13 protein-coding genes are annotated in these 18,196 nt (G+C 46.4%); 6 read left to right on the forward strand and 7 right to left on the reverse strand.

The window, feature by feature from the left end; all coding sequences use genetic code 11:
• Nucleotides 1-1,930 (forward strand): ATP-binding protein (locus tag RID53_RS19310; protein ID WP_446389631.1); only part of this gene is annotated, 1,930 nt, incomplete at its 5' end.
• A gap of 273 nt (nucleotides 1,931-2,203) precedes the next feature.
• Here the strand turns inward: RID53_RS19310 and RID53_RS19315 are convergent.
• The 3 genes from RID53_RS19315 to RID53_RS19325 all read right to left on the reverse strand — a co-directional run bounded on the left by RID53_RS19315 (nucleotide 2,204) and on the right by RID53_RS19325 (nucleotide 5,599).
• Entirely contained in the window at nucleotides 2,204-2,983 is a 780-nt protein-coding gene (locus RID53_RS19315; protein WP_446389632.1) for a pentapeptide repeat-containing protein, read from the reverse strand.
• Between the two features lie 320 nt (nucleotides 2,984-3,303).
• Nucleotides 3,304-4,308, reverse strand: coding sequence for a zinc-dependent alcohol dehydrogenase family protein (locus RID53_RS19320; RefSeq protein WP_446389633.1), 1,005 nt, complete (start codon nucleotides 4,306-4,308; stop codon nucleotides 3,304-3,306).
• Nucleotides 4,309-4,588: 280 nt separating this feature from the next.
• Nucleotides 4,589-5,599: an ABC transporter permease gene (locus tag RID53_RS19325; protein ID WP_446389634.1), complete on the reverse strand. Its 1,011-nt coding sequence runs from the start codon at nucleotides 5,597-5,599 to the stop codon at nucleotides 4,589-4,591.
• Between the two features lie 794 nt (nucleotides 5,600-6,393).
• Between RID53_RS19325 and RID53_RS19330 the strand changes: the two genes are divergently transcribed.
• From RID53_RS19330 to RID53_RS19345, 4 genes are all read left to right on the forward strand, one after another.
• Entirely contained in the window at nucleotides 6,394-6,633 is a 240-nt protein-coding gene (locus RID53_RS19330; protein WP_446389635.1) for an antitoxin, read from the forward strand.
• A gap of 638 nt (nucleotides 6,634-7,271) precedes the next feature.
• Complete coding sequence (locus RID53_RS19335) at nucleotides 7,272-10,754, forward strand: CHAT domain-containing protein (protein ID WP_446389636.1); 3,483 nt, start codon at nucleotides 7,272-7,274, stop codon at nucleotides 10,752-10,754.
• A 3-nt stretch (nucleotides 10,755-10,757) separates the two neighbouring features.
• Nucleotides 10,758-11,147, forward strand: a complete 390-nt coding sequence (locus RID53_RS19340; protein ID WP_446389637.1) for a hypothetical protein — start codon at nucleotides 10,758-10,760, stop codon at nucleotides 11,145-11,147.
• Nucleotides 11,144-12,565 (forward strand): hypothetical protein, encoded by a 1,422-nt coding sequence (locus RID53_RS19345; protein WP_446389638.1) that lies wholly within the window; start codon nucleotides 11,144-11,146, stop codon nucleotides 12,563-12,565. The genes RID53_RS19340 and RID53_RS19345 overlap by 4 nt, the downstream gene beginning before the upstream one ends.
• Before the next feature lie 71 nt (nucleotides 12,566-12,636).
• Here the strand turns inward: RID53_RS19345 and RID53_RS19350 are convergent, their stop codons facing one another.
• Nucleotides 12,637-13,761 (reverse strand): THUMP domain-containing class I SAM-dependent RNA methyltransferase, encoded by a 1,125-nt coding sequence (locus RID53_RS19350; RefSeq protein WP_446389639.1) that lies wholly within the window; start codon nucleotides 13,759-13,761, stop codon nucleotides 12,637-12,639.
• Between the two features lie 5 nt (nucleotides 13,762-13,766).
• Between RID53_RS19350 and RID53_RS19355 the strand changes: the two genes are divergently transcribed.
• Nucleotides 13,767-13,928 carry a hypothetical protein gene (locus tag RID53_RS19355; protein ID WP_446389640.1) on the forward strand — a complete coding sequence of 54 codons (162 nt, stop codon included), beginning with the start codon at nucleotides 13,767-13,769 and terminating at the stop codon, nucleotides 13,926-13,928.
• A gap of 50 nt (nucleotides 13,929-13,978) precedes the next feature.
• Here RID53_RS19355 and RID53_RS19360 read toward each other — a convergent pair whose 3' ends face one another.
• The 3 genes from RID53_RS19360 to RID53_RS19370 all read right to left on the reverse strand — a co-directional run bounded on the left by RID53_RS19360 (nucleotide 13,979) and on the right by RID53_RS19370 (nucleotide 18,108).
• Nucleotides 13,979-14,767 carry a DNA-binding response regulator gene (locus RID53_RS19360; RefSeq protein WP_446389641.1) on the reverse strand — a complete coding sequence of 263 codons (789 nt, stop codon included), beginning with the start codon at nucleotides 14,765-14,767 and terminating at the stop codon, nucleotides 13,979-13,981.
• A 74-nt stretch (nucleotides 14,768-14,841) separates the two neighbouring features.
• Nucleotides 14,842-15,432 (reverse strand): Uma2 family endonuclease, encoded by a 591-nt coding sequence (locus tag RID53_RS19365; protein ID WP_446389642.1) that lies wholly within the window; start codon nucleotides 15,430-15,432, stop codon nucleotides 14,842-14,844.
• Between the two features lie 21 nt (nucleotides 15,433-15,453).
• Nucleotides 15,454-18,108, reverse strand: coding sequence for a tetratricopeptide repeat protein (locus RID53_RS19370; protein ID WP_446389643.1), 2,655 nt, complete (start codon nucleotides 18,106-18,108; stop codon nucleotides 15,454-15,456).
• Nucleotides 18,109-18,196 lie beyond the last annotated feature (88 nt).

The raw sequence follows: 18,196 nt of genomic DNA on the forward strand, positions 1-18,196 counted from the left end.
ACAAAATAAGCCTTCAGCCTTAGAGACGCTCTGCACAATCTGTAAGCTTTCTCCCTTTGATCAATATATCCTCTTGTTGTGCGTCGGGATGGAATTAGACAGAAAATTTAAAGTCTTGTGTGCCAAATTTCATGGTCATCCAGACCAAAATCATCCGACTCTGAATTTAGCGTTTGCTACATTTAGTGATGCTAATTTACGTGTTTTCTCTTCCAAATCTCCCTTAGAATACTGGGGACTGATTGAAAGTGGTGATAGTCAAACGCTCTCTCACTCTCCTCTACGCATTAATCGGCGCATTTTCTGCTATCTATTAGGTGAACCCTGCGAGGATGATGACTTGATTGGTCTCCTCAAACCTGTACCCCATTTTCCTCCATCTTCTCTTCCCCCGTCCTACCAAAAACTCACCGAGCAACTCATCGCTACTTGGTCTCAGAAAACACCGACATCTATCTTTCCTATCGTTCAATTGTGTGGTGCTGAACTAGGCGCAAAACATACCATTGCTGCTGCTGGCTGTAGTGCTTTGGGTTTGCATCTGAACTTCATTTCAGCGTCCCAACTTCCCCTTAATCCCCATGAACTCTATCAATTAAAACAGCGGTGTTTACGGGAAGCTATATTAACCAACAGCGCCCTTTTACTCACCTGTGATGAATTGAATCAAACCGATGGGATGCGAGAGTTGGCTATCTCTCAGTTCGTTGAAGATTTAAATCTGCCTTTAATTCTTAGCACTCAAGAACGACAACCACAAAACCAGCGCCCGATGATTACGTTGGATGTGGGTCAACTAAGTCACAGGGAACAAAAGTTAATTTGGGAGTCGTATCTCGGTTCAACGGCGTCAGAATTAAATGGACAACTCGATACGCTAGTATCTCATTTTAATCTCAATCCTCTAGCCATTCAAGTCGCTTGTTTATCGCTGGAAGGGATGGAGTTTCCTCCAGTCAAAACCGAGCAACCTAAGGAGAAAGAACCGGAGAAACCTGCTTCCTCTTCAAGGCGTACTCGCAAATCTAAAAGCCAAACCTCAAAACCAAAAATAGAGAATCCTTTTTCTCCATTGCAAACTCACTTATGGGATTTCTGTCGCACTCAAGCGCGTCCCCGATTAGATGATTTAGCACAACGGATTGATGCTGTAGCGACTTGGGAGGAATTGATTTTACCTGAACGAGAAAAAAATACATTACAGGAGATTGCGGCTCATGTTCGACAACGAGCGAAAGTTTATCAAGAGTGGGGATTTGCGGGAAAAGGAGGACGTGGTTTAGGGGTTAGCGCTCTATTTTCTGGACCCAGTGGTACGGGGAAAACGATGGCGGCGGAGGTATTGGCAAAGGAATTACGCCTTGATGTCTATCGGATTGATTTGAGTGCGGTGGTGAGTAAATATATTGGCGAAACGGAAAAGAATTTGCGGCGAATTTTTGATGCAGCGGAAACGGGTGGGGTGATTTTACTGTTTGATGAAGCGGATGCTTTGTTTGGCAAACGAACTCAAGTGAAAGATTCCCATGACCGCCATGCGAATGTGGAAGTGAGTTATTTATTGCAACGGATGGAAGCCTATCAAGGGTTGGCAATTTTGACGACAAATCTGTTGGAATCATTAGACCAAGCGTTCCTGCGTCGGATTAATTTTTCGGTTAAATTTCCCTTTCCTGATGCTGAGGCTAGAACTGAGATTTGGCAGCACATTTTTCCTGAAGAGACACCAACGAAAAACTTGGATATGAAAAAGTTGGGTAAGGTGAATATGGCGGGCGGAAATATCCGCAATATTGCCTTAAATGCGGCGTTTTTAGCTGCTGATGCGGGAGAACCTGTGATGATGAAACATATTTTACAAGCGACTAAAAGTGAATCTCTTAAGTTGGGGAGAATCTTGACCGATGTAGAAATCAGGGGCTGGGTTTGATGGTATCTAAAGAAACCCCATGCAAGAGGAGGCGATTGAAATCGCTGCTACACAAACCAAGTCCGCCTGCGCGGACTAGATTATACAGCAGTTTGCTCTGCTATGCGGTACATTGTCGATCCCCCTAAATCCCCGTGCAATAAAAGCGAAGCATCCTCTGGTTTCCCCATGCAAAATAGGAGGACACGATAGTATAGAAACCTACAATAGGAATGACTTTATGGGTTGAAAATCAAGCATTTTATGGCACTAAAGTGCTTACTACAAACAGGTCTATTCAGGAAATTTTTGCTCAGATGAGGCTATGGTTTTAATTGTCTCGATTCCCCATTCTGCTAAGGGGTGATTGAGGGTGACTAAATAGTCCCATCCTTGGCGATACATGAGTAGTAATTCAGCCAGGTTTTGCTTTTCTGTATCGTCCCCAGCCGCTTGTTGTAAAATTTCTGCTAATAATTCTGGCGAATTTAAGTTTAATATAGTATCATTGAGGTTAGCTCCACTCAGGTTAGCCCCACTGAAATTAGCGTCCTGCAAATTAGCCTGACTGAGATTCGCGCCAGTCAAATTAGCGCCGACTAAACGCGCATGACTTAAGTCGGCTTCACTCAAATTTGCCTCACTTAAATTTGTCAGGCTCAATTCACTCCAACTGAGGTTTGCTTTATATAAATTGGTCTGACTCAAATCAGCGTTAATCAAGTTGGCGTTGCTCAGATTCGCTCCAACTATTGTAATACCAGTTAGTTTAGCTGCGATTACTTGAGCGCCGATGAGTTTTGCTCCGCTGAGATTGGCGTTAATTAAATTGGCTTCTATTAGGATGGCATCGGTTAAATTGGTGGCAACTAAGATAGCGCCACTGAGGTTAGTATTTAGGAATAGGGTTTGACTTAAGTTTGAGCCAAATAAAAGTGTGTTGCTCAAATCAGCATGGCTGAAGTTCGCGTCTTGGAGTCTTTCAGCGATTAGTGTTGCACCCTGTAAGTTTATGCCGGAAAAGTTGCGTTGATTTTGGCTATATTGCTGAAGCAGTTGATTTTCTGTGTCCATTTTTAGTAATGAGTTATGACTTACGAATAAGAACGGGTTTAGCTACAGGAAGCCCAGACAATTGACCCTTCGAGACTTTTGAGGACAGGCTTATGATTTATCCTGATGATTGGTGTCTTGGTGTCAACTTAGGCTACAGCCCTCACCCCCAACCCCTCTCCCAAGCTTGGGAGAGGGGAGCAAGAGATGCTAATCCATCAAATTAGGGACTTGCGACTTAATAATGTACCAAGGAAGTTTGGCTAAGTTCATGAATTCAGCTTTCCTCACTGGTACTTTATTTTTACGCAGCTCCCTTAGGTGTGCCGAGCTACTATTTTTTATGCAATCTGCAAGGCGATTTTTCCGGTGGTTGATCCTGATTCTATAGCTTGATGAGCGCTAACGGCGTCGGGGAGGGGAAGGGTTTGAGAGAGGTGAATGTTTAGTTTGCCTTCATCTATCCATTGGGCGCATTGTTCGAGAATCTCGGTTTGGTGTTCTTGGGCGGCTACTAATCCTTGGAGTGTCGGTGTTAGCATGAGTTCTAAGCTAATCCGCAGATTTCGCGATCGCGCTGTTTTCAATTTCCCGATACTATAGTCAGGTTCGAGGATGGTGACTAAATCCCCGTAGACTTTCACGGCGGGAACGGTGTCATAAAAGGTTTGACCGCCAACGGTATCAAAGGCAACATCTACACCCTTTCCCTCTGTCCAATCTAAGGCGGCTTGGGCAAAGTCGGTTTGTGTGTAAAGGATGGGTTGGTCTGCACCTAATTGTCGCACTAATCGGGCTTTTTCTTGGGAACTCACCGTGGTGCAAACATCAGCCCCTTTGATTTTGGCAAGCTGAATGGCAACATGTCCCACACCACCCGCACCGCCATGAATCAGCGCTGTTTGTCCGGCTTCTAAGCGCCCTCGGTCATATAAGGCTTCCCAGGCGGTAATTAGCACTAAGGGCGCGGCGGCGGCTTCTGTAAATGATAAGGATTTGGGTTTTCGGGCGACCCAACGTTCATCAACAACCGTGAGTTCGGCATAATTCCCTGTACCCGATTTTCCTAATCCGCCCGCACAGAAATACACCTCATCGCCAACCTGAAATCGGCTGACAGCAGACCCTACGGCTTCCACGACACCCGCCCCATCACAGCCTAAAATGGCAGGCATATCGTCGGGATAGAATGTGCCACGGTTTCGCAGTTTGGTGTCGATGGGGTTAACCCCGGCGGCGTGGAGTCGTACTAATATGTCTCTCTCGGTTTGCAGTTTCGGTTCGGGTACGTCCTGCAATTGCAGCACCTCTGGCTTACCCGGAGTAGTCATGACGACGGCTTTCATTGCTTTGTCCTTTGTCTGTTCTTTGTCATTTGTCCTTTGTCATTTGTCCTTTGTCAAGGAATAGGGAATTTTTTTCAAAAACGGTAACATATAGATACAAAATATCTCCTCTGATGCCTGATAACTTATCTGACTTTTCACGGGAAGTCTAGAAACTATTGTAGAGACGCGCCATGGCGCGTCTGGGCGGGTTTAGTTACATCAGGTTGCAACCGAAAAGATAGTTGTAGAGACGTTGCATGCAACGTCTCTACAACTGACTTCCGCCTAGCGTTACTAGCTATTTATACTTAATTCTCGGATCAACTAGCGCATAGGAAATATCAACAACAAGATTAACTAGGACAAAGATAACTGAGACGACAACGACGCCACCTTGAACAACAGGATAGTCTCGTGCCAAAATTCCTTCGTAAATCCAGGAACCGATTCCGGGCCACGAGAAGATAGTTTCGGTTAAAATAGCACCGCCTAAAAGTGTACCAAATTGCAACCCAATAATTGTCACCACAGGCAACAGAGCATTTTTTAATCCATGGCGAAGAATCACCCAATGTTCAGGAATGCCTTTTGCCCTAGCAGTGCGAATATAGTCCTGGGAGAGAACCTCTAACAGAGACGAACGAGTAATTCGCGCTAAAATGGCTAAGGGAATTGTGCCGAGAGTTAGAGCGGGTAAAATGAGGTGAGATAGGACATCTTTTAATAGGTTTACATCCAATTTTAGAATCGCATCGAAAAGGTAAAATCCGGTAATCGGTTGAAAGGTTAATCCGGCTTCAATACTAATCCGTCCACTGGGGGGAAACCAGTTCAAGGTAATGGCGAACAGGTAAATTAACAGTAATCCCAGCCAATAGACAGGCATGGAAACCCCTAGTAATGAGCCAACCATGGTTATGTTATCGGCAGGACGATTCTTGTAAACCGCCGCTAAAATGCCAGCCGGGATTCCCAGAATGACGGCGACTATCATAGCGGCTAAGGATAATTCAAAGGTGGCGGGAAAGCGAGTTTTAATTTCATCGATAATCGGAATACCACTGATAATACTGGTGCCGAAGTCGAGATGGAGTAGATTGTTGATAAAGGTGAGGTATTGCAGGGGTAGGGGTTGATTTAAACCGAGTTGTTCCCGTAAGGCTTCTACCTGTTCAGGGGTGGCGCGTTCTCCTAGCAGAACTGTTGCAGGATCACCGGGGATTAGGTGGAGGAAGAGAAAGACTAATAGGGTAATACCCAGGAGAACAGGTAACAGGTTGAGTAGACGCTTGATGATATAGTGAGCCATTTTCGGGTTTAACGTTTTTCACCTCAATTCTTTATCCTATAATGGTTTTTACGATGACTTAAGCGGGTTTTGTAGTAGGTACTTTAGTGCCCATCCGTGTCAACTTAAGCTCAACCCCTCACCCCTAACCCCTTTCCATCCCCCCTCGTTCCCCCCTACTCACAAGGGTAGGTTTTTTAAGATTGGGGTTTAGGCAAGACCAGGAAGACAGGTAGACCAGTAGACAAGGAAGAGTGAGAACGAAAAATAGGGCGTTTCGGCTTTTAGAAGTTAGTTTGACCGAACCGAATTTTGTACGGTTTTTCCCCCTTGTCTTCTTTCCTTCCTTGTCCTCCTTGTCTTGTCCCAACCATAAAATAAAAAACCTACACCTGTCAGGTTCCCCCCTACCCCCCTCGTTCCCTCCTTCGCTTTTTTGGCAAGGGGGAGGGGAGTAAGAGAATCTGGTTCCCCTTCTCCCACCCCCCTCGTTCCCCCCTACGAAGAGGGGGGAAGACAGCGGATGCTTCGCTTTTTTTGCACGGGAGAAGGGGTTAGGGGATGAGGGGGAAAATTTGAGCCATCAGTGTCAACTTTAAGTGCGATCGCATCTGTGTCTGTCGTTCTGAGTCGAGTTCGAGGCTAAAAGCGCAAGTCGTCTAAAGATGACTCAAATTCTTATAGAAACAACCCCAACAGTTAGACACGTCTGTCTACATCGAAACGCTTTGGCTATACCCTAGTTATTAGACGAGGAGAAGAAAATGCCGTGAATGTTTTAATTGGCAACCGGAAATGATAGGAAAAGAATTACTATGACCACCGAATATCACGTCAAACTGATTCAAACCGGAAATACCCAAACCCTAACCATTCCCCAAGACTTAACTCTATCTACAACAGATGTCACCATCCGCCAAGAAGACGGCAAACTGATTATCGAACCCTACCAGAAAAAATCCCTCCTCTGTGTTCTCGCCACTCTCGAACCCCTAGATGAAGACTTTCCCAATGTTGACGCAGGAGTATTACCCCTAGACGATATCGAAGTTTAAAAAGACGCGCCTTGGTTTCTCTCTACGGATATGGATTACTGCTATTTATTAGATACGAACATCATTTCAGAATTAGTGCGATCGCAGATCTTGTCGGGTGCGTTAATGAAATGTAACGCACCCTGTATAGTGCGATCGCATCTGTATCTGTCGTCCTGAGTCGAGTTCGAGGCTCAAAGCGTCCTTAGTCGAGGCTCAAAGCGTCCTCGGCGAGGCTCAAAGCGTCCTCGGCGAGGCTCAAAGCGTCCTTAGTCGAGGCTCAAAGCGTCCTCGGCGAGGCTCAAAGCGTCCTTAGTCAAGGCTCTAAGCGTCATGGGCGAGGCTTAGAGCGTCCTTAGTCAAGGCTCTAAGCGTCATGGGCGAGGCTTAGAGCGTCCTTAGTCGAGGCTCAAAGCGTCATGGGCGAGGCTCAAAGCGTCATGGGCGAGGCTCAGAGCGTCCTTAGTCGAGGGTCTATTGGCGTCATATTAAGACGTTCCGGCGGAACGTCTCTACCATCATGATGCTTACCGTCACCCCATCACCCCACACTGGCAAGAATTCAAAGCCTCTCTCCTTGCAGGAGAGAGGTTTGGAGAGAGGTTTCCCCCTCTGTCTTTTGCTATACCATAGTTAGCATCTCCTGTCTCAATTCCCCCATGGATGAACAACGCCAACACGCCTATCTAACCCTGATTACTGCCCTATTAACCTGTCCCAATAGTGAGGAAGGGCAGATTTTACAGGATAACGCTGAGTTAGTGGATGCCGGGTTGGTGGAAACCATGGCACAGGTGGCGGAAGCGTTAGCAGAGAGGGGCGATGAAAATGCGGCACAGTTTTTAATCGGAATGGCGAATCAGTTAGGGGAATTTTTGGGATTATCTGACTCAACGGCTACTCCTGAAGCTCAACTGCGCTTTCTGCTTGAAGTATTACAAGCAACGTCAGATAGTAGAGGTAATCCGCAAGTTGTCTATCCCCTCCTCCAGCAAAACCTGCATCTATTGGATGATAACTTTGCCCGGATATTGTATAACTGGGCAACCGCAAAACTGGCAGAGGTGAAACCCGCACAAGCTAGAAGCATTGCTGTAGATATTGTCGGATTCAGTAATCTGATCCAGGATTTCCCTCTAGGGAGTCAAGCCACTAACCTGGAAATCGCGATTACAGGTTGTCAAGTAGCACTGACTCTCTTTACCCGCGAGAATCACTCAAAAAATTGGGCAACCCTTCAAAATAATCTGGGGAATGCCTACTGTGACAGAATCAGGGGAGAGAGGGCAGAGAATATGGAAAATGCGATCGCATCCTTTCAAGCCGCCCTTGAAGTAAGAACCCGTGAAGCCTTTCCCAGGGACTGGGCAACCCTTCAAAATAATCTGGGGACTGCCTACTTTGACAGAATTCGGGGAGAGAGGGCAGAGAATATCGAAAGTGCGATCATATCTTATCAAGCCGCCCTTGAAGTAAGAACCCGTGACGCCTTTCCCAGCCACTGGGCAGGTACGCAATATAATCTGGGGAATGCCTACTATCAGAGAATCAGGGGAGAGAGGGCAGAAAATATCGAAACTGCGATCGCATCCTTTCAAGCCGCCCTGGAAGTCTACACCCGTGACGCCTTTCCTAGCCAATGGGCAATGACGCAACATAATCTGGGGACTGCCTACTATCAGAGAATCCGGGGAGGGAGGGCAGAAAATATCGAAACTGCGATCATATCTTATCAAGCCGCCCTGGAAGTCTACACCCGTGACGCCTTTCCCAGCGACTGGGCAAGAACGCAACATAATCTGGGGAATGCCTACCATCAGAGAATCCGGGGAGAGAAGGCTGAGAATATGGAAAGTGCGATCGCATCCTATCAAGCCGCCCTTCAAGTCAGAACCCGTGACGCCTTTCCTAGCCAATGGGCAGCTACGCAAAATAGTCTGGGGAATGCCTACTATCAGAGAATCCGGGGAGAGAGGGCAGAGAATATCGAAACTGCGATCACATCTCTTCAAGCCGCCCTAGACGTCTATACCCGTGACGCCTTTCCCAGCGACTGGGCAATGACGCAAAATAGTCTGGGGAATGCCTACTATCAGAGAATCCGGGGAGAGAGGGCAGAGAATATCGAAACTGCGATCGCATCCTATCAAGCCGCCCTAGACGTCTATACCCGTGACGCCTTTCCCAGCGACTGGGCAATGACGCAAAATAATCTGGGGATTGCCTACAGTGGAAGAATTCGGGGGGAGAGGGTTGAGAATATCGAAACTGCGATCGCATCCTTTCAAGCCGCCCTAGATGTCTACACCCGTCAAGCCTTTCCTAACAACTGGGCAATGACGCAAAATAATCTGGGGACTGCCTACAGAAACAGAATCCGGGGAGGGGGTGCTAAGAATATCGAAACTGCGATCGCATCCTTTCAAGCCGCCCTTGAAGTCTACACCCGTGAAGCTTTACCCCAAAACCATGTTACAACCCAATTTAACCTAGGACGTGCCTACCGAGACGCTCAACAATGGGACAACGCCTATCATGCCTTTGCCGCAGCGATTGATACCGTCGAATCCCAGAGAGTCGAGATTAGTTTAGGTACGGCTAATGATGCCGATAAACAGAAACTAGCGGAAGAATGGAATACACTCTATCGCAATATGATTGAAGTCTGTCTAGAATTAGCCAACAATACCCAAGCCTGGGAATACATCGAACGCAGCAAAACCCGGAATCTGCTAGAACGCCTCGCCACCCGTAACCTATACCCAAAAGGCAAGATTCCCAAAGCTGAACGCCATCAACTGCAACAGCTAAGACAGGAAATAGAGGTCGAACAACGTCGCCTTGCTGCTGATACCACACCCAATTACACCCACCTGAATCAACTGCGTCAGCAATATAATCAGCTTTTCCCCTTTGAACCCATTCGTTTTAACCAAATCCAAACTCTCCTAGATAACCAAACGGCAATTATCCAGTGGTATATCTTTGAGGATTGTTTTCGTGCCTTCATCATCACCCGCCACAATCCTCAACCAATCATTTGGAAGTCTTCCGCTGACGATCTGAAAAAATTAATAAAATGGACAAATGCCTATCTACGCCTCTACTACCGGAAAAATAGTTCATGGTGGCAACATCAACTAGAGTCTCGCCTGGAAAAACTAGCGGACATTCTGCATATTGATCACATTCTCTCCCACATTCCTGAACCCTGTAATCAGCTCATCCTAGTTCCCCATCTCTACCTGCACTTACTGCCGATTCATGCCCTACCCGTTAGCCCGAAAACACCACTTATTCAATCCCGCACTAATCCTTATCTTTTAGACTGTTTCCCCAAAGGGGTTCGCTATGCGCCAAGTTGCCAACTCCTACAGCAAACATCTCATCGCCGTCAATTTCAGCACTTCTTCGGCATTCAAAATCCCCGACGAGATGATCCAGAGAGAAATCTAGTTTGTGCCGATATGGAAGTTGAAGCCATCCGGAAACACTTTTCCAGCTATCAAATTCTAGCGGGTTCAGACGCCAAAAAATCGGCACTCTTAATCGAAGATGAAAACACCCAAGACATCAAGGTATGGGACAAGTTAAATTTAGCTCACTGTCTCTATTTCTCTTGTCACGGACGTTTCAATCGCCAGTCTCCCTTAGATTCTTGTTTAGAGTTGGCAGATAGCACCCTGACTTTGGCAGAAATATTAGAACACTTCAACCTCAACCAGTGCCGCCTCGTCACTCTTTCTGCTTGTGAAACTGGCATGGTTGATTTCAGGCGCAGTGATGAGTATATTGGATTACCCAATGGTTTACTGGTGGCAGGGAGTCCTAGTGTTGTCAGTAGTTTGTGGTCTGTCAACCAATTTTCTACCGCCTTATTGATGATTAAATTCTATGAAGAACTGGCAAAACCAGGCAATACGATTACAATCGCCCTCAACGAAGCCCAACGCTGGCTCAGGGATACTACAGTATTCGGTTTTCTCGATTGGGTGAAACAATCCCAACAACTAAGTCGGAAGTGGCGGGTAAGCCTGCGCGGGAAGTTGTCTAAAATAGAAACAGAACAAGGGGGAAATGCCACCCCCTATAAGTCTCCCGATCATTGGGCAGCCTTTTGTGCTATTGGACAAGGAGTTTAACCAATGTCTAATTATCCCGAAAATGTTCAACCTTTTTTTGATTGGATCAAGGAAGAAGCTGGATTATTTTCAGCCTATAAAGATGAACTGGAAGTCCTCGCTGAGGAACTCAAAAATAGTAATAATAAAGATGCCGCTGAGGAACGGTTAGATGAGTGGTTAGAAATACCCTCTCATTCGGAAATTTCCCAAGCTTATGATGCTCGATTGGCACAAGAGAATCCATTTGCTGAATCTAATGTAGACGGCAAAAAAGGGTTTGCTGGCAGCGAATCTCCAACTAAACCAGGTGAACCTAGCGAATCTTCCAAAATACTACAGGACAATCTTATGATTAAGAATACTCCCTTGTCTCAACCTCCACCGCCCCCACCGCAACCGCCGCAACCGTGAAGAATTTTTACCTCAGCCTCTATGCCTTTCATCTGCGCCATACCTTAACTGACGCACCGAATAAGGTTGACCCAGATGCTGACTGTTTATGGGACAATCTAACCAACCTGGGACATTTTCCTGGACTGAATACCCTCAAGTCTCAACTGATCTGCTATACCAAAAACACCTACATCCCCGAAAACGAACCCGAACAAACCTCTTGGTTACAGCTAACCAACCCCCCCAAAATCAACTTAGGGAGTATCCCCACCGCCGATGGCTTCAAAATTAACGCCAACCTGCAATCCGTTCGCATCAATGGCACCTACGCCATTGATCTCACCCTCTTCCCCGATTCTCCCCAACTCGACATCACCATCCCCCAACTCCAACACTTCCGCCCCGAATCTCTCCTCCCCGCTACTATCCAAGCCTCCCTCGGACAAACCCTGTGGGTATACGCCGAAGTAGACGCCCAAACCGACTGCGCCAGCCTCGCCGAACAATGCGCCACCGCCCTCCTCGCCAACACTTCCCTCAATCCCAGCCTCCAGCATCAAGACACCCTCTTCAGAAGTCACCTGTTCGAGTACCTGGCTAAAGAACCCAGCGAACCCGATAACCCCGCTAAAGAATACCACATCCTTATTTCCCTAAATAACACCCAATCTCCCACACCAAAACTCGCTGCAGACGCCTACGACTGGCTGCTGCAACTCCTCTGTTGCCATCACAAACTCCGCTACATCAATCACCAATCCCGCCAACGCTACCCCGACGCCCGACACCTCTACAGCCAGTTAGAACAACAAATCCAAACCTTACCCAACCTTACCACCAACCCCCAAACCCGCCTTGACGCCCTGAAAAATCTACTCAACCAAATCCCCCCAACCTCCCTCGACTACGCCCGATGCTTGCGTGACTTACGCGCCCACCAGACGGCGATGGAAACCAACATCACAAATCTTGAAGAATGTCAAACTCAAATCAAAGCTATCGGCAATATCCCCCAATTCTGGGACGAATTCCTCAAAGCAAGCCACATCTGGAAACAGCAAATCCAAACCGATATCAATTATCTGTCACCGGGACAAGACTTATTCGGACAAATGCTGGAAACCGTGCGAGGTATCGTAGACTTAGATCAAGCAGAACGCGATCGCACTTTAGACCAGAAGCTGCAAAACCTAGAACTGTGGATAGCCGTAGTCGGAACCGGATTAGCCGTGAGTGGGATATCCTCCCAAGTCGATTCCCAACCCATCCAAACCTTGATCCAGAATCAAACCAACTCTGATACACCTGTATGTCCCAGTGCAGGTGTGGTGAAATGTACCACCTACAATGGTTTCAACGTCCTGATTCATATTATCATTGCCGTTGCGATCGCACTTCCCATCGGTTTAATCATTCGATCTATTCGACATCGATAAGTTCCCCGAAAATGTAGGGGCACCATCCTTGCGCCCTTAATCCAATATTGCCTCAGACTCGTTATCTTAAATTAATACAATTCATACTTTAAAAACGTACAAGGAATCGATCCGTTATACACTGGAATTCGGCGCGATGCTTTCAATCCGACTCGCTTTGCCAACTGCTTATTCCCGGTTAAAATAAATGCCGTCCAGCCTTTAAACCGTTGTTTAAAAATATCACCGAGTAACTTATATAACTCTCCCAATTCCTGAACATTGCCTAACCGTTCTCCGTAAGGAGGATTGCAGATAATTATCCCGCGATCGGCTGGCGGTTCTAGTTGAGCAAGGTCTTGTTGAACAAAAGTAATCGGGTCAAAAATGCCACAATCCTGGGCATTACTCCGGGCTTGGTTGAGGATATCCGCCGCGCGATCGCATCCGATAATGGGTGCAGCTAATTCCTTGTGCTGACAGGCTTTTGCCTCGTTGAGCAGGTGTTGCCAAAGGATGGGATTAAAGTCTAACCACCGCTCAAATCCAAACTGTTCTCGAAACAATCCTGGCGCAATATTTAAACTGATTAAACTAGCTTCTAAAGGTATCGTTCCGGAACCACACATAGGGTCTAATAATGGTAAATTCGGACGCCATTCTGCTAATTCTAACAATGCAGCCGCTAAGGTTTCTTTCAGGGGAGCAAGCCCCATTGCAGATCGATAGCCGCGTCGATGTAGACTGGTTCCTGAACTATCTAAACTGAGAATACATCGATTTTGATGAATGTGAACATTGACTAACAAGTCAGGCTTTTCTATATTAACACTCGACCGCTTACCAAACTGACTGCGTTGTTGATCAACGATCGCATTCTTGACTTGCAGGGCGGTAAAGTGGCTATGATTAAGCTGTTTCGTCTTTCCAGTTGCATTCACAGCCAGGGTTTGCTGGGGTTTCAGGTATTGCGCCCAGGGGATAGTTTGGATTCCCTGATACAGTTGTTTCGCATTCGCACAAGGAAATTCAGCTAAAACAACCAGTACCCGAAAAATCGTTCTCGCCCAGAGATTCACCCGATACATTAACGCCGTATCCCCCTGAAAATGCACCCCCGTAAAATCCGGACGCACCTCCTGCGCCCCTAGGCATTCAAGTTCTTGCGCCGCAATGGGTTCTAATCCACGGGCGACTGTGGCAAAGTAGTGGTTCACGTTTTATGCAGGTGGGGATTGTCATTGGTCATTGGTCATTGGTCATTGGTCATTGGTCATTGGTCATTGGTCATTGGTCATTGGTCATTGGTCATTGGTCATTGGTCATTGGTCATTGGTCATTGGTCATTGGTCATTGTAGGTACGAAGCGTGTCAGAAGCGCTAAAGCGCTTACTACAAACTTTCAATTCAGTGTCATTCTACTTAAAATAGGCTTTATAAAAGCTCTTTTAACAAGGTTTCAGTTAACAACGAGTCAGTGAATGAACCTGATTCATCAGAATCATCAAATAACTGGGTCATGTAGTCAAAGTTTCCTTCACCGACATTTTTTCGCAAGATGTTGATAATCGTTTCTGGGTTATCGTAAGGACCACTAATATAAAAGGGTTTACCATTGCGACCCATTTGAATTTTGGGTTGACCACTCCACTTGCCTAAATGAAATCGCGATTGCTGAAAATCTTGATGGGGTTTAAATCCTAATTGGTCGGCATAGTCTACGGCACTATACACTAGGGCTTGGGCTTGTTCAAGGGTAATTTTTTGAGGACCTTCGGGAAAACCTTGATAGGCATAGTCTAGCATCTGTTTATATTCAACTGAATTCAGTTGACGCGGACCCATGGTATCTTTGACGCCGAGACACCATACATCGAGTAGGTAAGTACAAACGGTGAATCGGTCATACTTGGCTTTGCGGGTAATACAGACTAAGGCTAACCCTCGGTCAATATTTGCCTCGGTTTCTTCGATTGGATCAGGGTTTTCGTGGAGATAATAGTCCGCACAGTTGGCGTTGACAAAGCATTCGACAACGGGATCTAGTTCTCCCGATGCGGCACGGGCAAGTGTTTTTTCTTCCGCCTGTTCTTTGATATAGGCGGTGACTTCAGCCGCCCGTAATCCTAATTTGCGAGCAATTTGTTTCGGTGTTAAGTTGCGATCGCGTAGTTCGGTGATTTCTTGTTTTTGTTCGGGTGTCATTTTTTTGTCCTTCGTCATTCGTCATTCGTCATACTCGCTTCGCGAGAAGCAAGCTACGTCATTCGTCATTCGTTACACTATCGATAGTTTAACTACACTGTGGCTGATTCAAACTCAACTTTGTCATAAATTTCTTCTAGAGTTATTTGGAATGAAAACGAGTTTAGATTAACGATTTCATTAGCATCATCATATTCATAGAATGTCCAGCGTTTTCGCTCGGTTTTGAAATAGTGTTCAATGTGCATCGTGTATTGGTCAATTAAGAGATATTCCTGAAAACTGGGAATCGTGCGATAGGCGTCAAATTTAGCAGCTTTGTCATGACTTCGGGTAGATTTTGACAACACTTCAGCAATGATTAAAGGATTTGTGATCGTGTCTTGTCGCCCTTCTTGTAGGTGCAATTCACCCTGAACGACCATAACATCAGGATAGGTGTAGATATGTTTTCGAGGAATCCAGAGCCGTTGATCGGTGACAAACACTCGATACGGTTGACGCTTCAGGGCGAAATTTAGCGCACCACTCAGATTTAGAGCAATTTGATTATGATTTGGGGTTCCGCCAGTCATCAATACAATTTCGCCATTAATGAATTCATGTCGTTCTTCTGAGTTAATTTCAAACTCCAGGTACTCTTTAGGGGTATAAATTTTTTGTTCTTCTGCTTGGATTATCATTTGATTTAATGTCTCAATCGTTTATTGTTCAATCAATCTCCAGAAGCGATCATCCTCTGCGATCGCGTCAAAGTCCAAATCCGTTCTGGCTTCCTGACGATACGCCGGATTTAGGGCGATCGCTTTCTCTAAGTTGTCGATACTGAAGTGAGCCTGACGTTGGTGAGCATAGCCGATGGCTTTCTGATAAAAAGCTGGAGCATAATCGGGTTGAATGGCTAATGCCTGATCATAGCTCTCTAAGGCTTCCTGCTCTCGTTTCAACTTGAGTAACATATTACCTTTATACGTCCACGCTTTATGAGACTCTGGTTTGAGTTCGATCGCCTTCTCAAACGAGGTTACCGCCTCCTCATACCGTTCCAATACCGCCAAGGCTAAGCCGCGATTAAACCAGGCTACCCCATCATCGGGTTGCACTTGCACGGCTTTGTCAAAGGAATTATACGCCTCTTCGTGTTGTTGGAGTGCGCCGAGTACCACACCGCGATTCACCCAGGCTTCATGGTAATCGGGTTTGATTTCCAACGCCTGCTCAAAGGATGCGATCGCATCTTCCCGGCGTTTCAATCTCCCTAGCATCATTCCCCGATTCAACCAGGCTTTATAATCCTCTGGCTGGATTTGAATCACTTTATTAAACGCGACTAACGCCCCTTCATAGCGCTGTAATTCCCGCAAGGCTAATCCGCGATAATACCAGGTATCCGGGGCTTCTGGGGCGAATTCTAGCCCCCGATCCAAGGATGCGATCGCGTCTTGGTAGCGTTGTAATTCCCACAAGGCGACACCGCGCTGATGCCATAGATTCGAGTTATCGGGTTGTAGTTCTAAGGCTTGATCATACCGTGCGATCGCCTCTTCATAGTCACCTTGGGCAAATAAATTATCTCCCTGATTAATATAATCCTTAATATTCAAGAAAAACTCTGGATGATTCTCATTCAATCGTTCCAGTTGTTCCGTCAGGGGTTGGATTTGTTGCAGGACATCAGATAAGGCAGATTCGGCAATTTCTGTGGGCGTAATCTCTGCCAACTTTTGCAGGATTTCCTCTTTTTGTCGCTTAGCATCAGATTGGATATCTGTCAACTCATCGGTTAACATAGACTCCAGTTTTTCCAGGCTTTGGAATGCCTGATCTTTTCGCTCTTGAATCGCCGACTGGAATTGGGAAAATTGGCTGGTAAACTCGCTTTGGATTTGACTCAAACGTTGCCGGGTTTGGTCGCGGTTTTCTTGTACCCCCGATTGCGTGGTTGAAAGCTGACTGGTTACCTCCTGTTCTAATTTTTTCAAATTGCCCAAGGTTTGATCAATCTCTCCTTGAATTTGCGCTTGAGATTGTTCCAGTTGGCGCGTCACCTCTTGGCGTAACCGTTCCACATCTTCAAAGGCTGTCGCTTGCTGCTGTTGCGCCTGTTGTTCGGCTTCGGTTTTGATCTGTGTCAATTGCGGTGAGAACTCTGAGGCGAGGCGTTGCAGATTCTCTAGAATGTTCTCCCGTTCTTGTTTCGTGGTGGTTTGCAGTTGGGTTAATTGCTGTTTAAATTCCGTTTCCGCCTGTTGCAAATTCCGTAAAATCGCCGCTTTTTGGTCGTTCAGTGACCCTTTCACTTGGTCAAGCTGGGGGGTAAACTCCGTCTGAAGTTTTTCTAAGTTCTGGAGAATCCTATCCCGTTGTTTTTGTGCCTCATTTTGCAGTTGGGTTAATTGCTTGCCAAACTGGGTTTCTGTTTTTTGCAAGCGCTGGATAATTGCTGCTTTTTCCGTTTCAGCCGCCTGTTTCAGTTTGGCGAGTTCTGGAGCAAATTCGCTACTCAGTTGTTCTAAACTCTGGAGAATTGCATCCCGTTGGCTTTGGGCTTGGTTAAACAGTTCCGCCAGTTGATTACTAAACGCGGTTTCTGAGTTTTTCAGGTTTTCCACCACCCGATCTTTTTCGGCGTGGGTATCCTGTTGCAATTTCGCCAGTTCCGGGGGAAATTGGGCGCTTAATTGTTTCAGGTTCTCCAGGGTATCCGTTTGTTCCGATTCAACCTGAGAACGCAGTTGGGATAAATGATCAGAAAACTCGTTATCGGTTTGAGCCAGGGCTTTTTGGGCGTCTTTAATATGGGTATTTAAATCCCGCAGTGCTTGTTGTTGAGAGTCCGAGAGTTCACTCAGAAGCTGGGATGACTCCTTCTGCTTCATGCCAATATCTTCATAGAAGTCATCAGCTTCTCGATTCAAATCATTAGCTAAATCTTCGGTACGTTCCAGAATCGCTTGTACCTGTTGATTCGCCTGATTAATCTTCCCTTCCAAGTCAGTTAATTCATTCAGATGCGCCCGCACCAAATCCGCCACCTCACGAATTACCGCCCGTCGCAACAGGAATAAGCCAACAATCGCCGCAATTAACAGCAGCGCCAAAACCGCCAAGAGGACATTAAACAGGGTGGTGGTGCGACTAAAGGCGCGATTAGCTTCCGCCTGCACCTGTTCTTGGATACGCTGTTCCTCCCGCAACTGTTCCAACTCTTCTTCCTCAGCATCAGAAAGCGCTTGAGATACTAGCGCATCTTGGGCGATAGATTGAGGCTGGATAACGCCAACAGACAATAGGATAGTCGAAAAGACGACCGTACTTAACGATAGGAATGCCAAAGTCACCGAATTTATGCGCTTCATCAGAACGTCCTTTGCCTATTGCTCTCCCGTTGCCATCTGATTTCTAACCTTACCTCAAAATCACTATTACTGACTCAAGCAAGGTTCG

Source organism: Coleofasciculus sp. B1-GNL1-01, assembly GCF_040220235.1.
In the GTDB taxonomy this organism is placed as follows: domain Bacteria; phylum Cyanobacteriota; class Cyanobacteriia; order Cyanobacteriales; family Coleofasciculaceae; genus Coleofasciculus.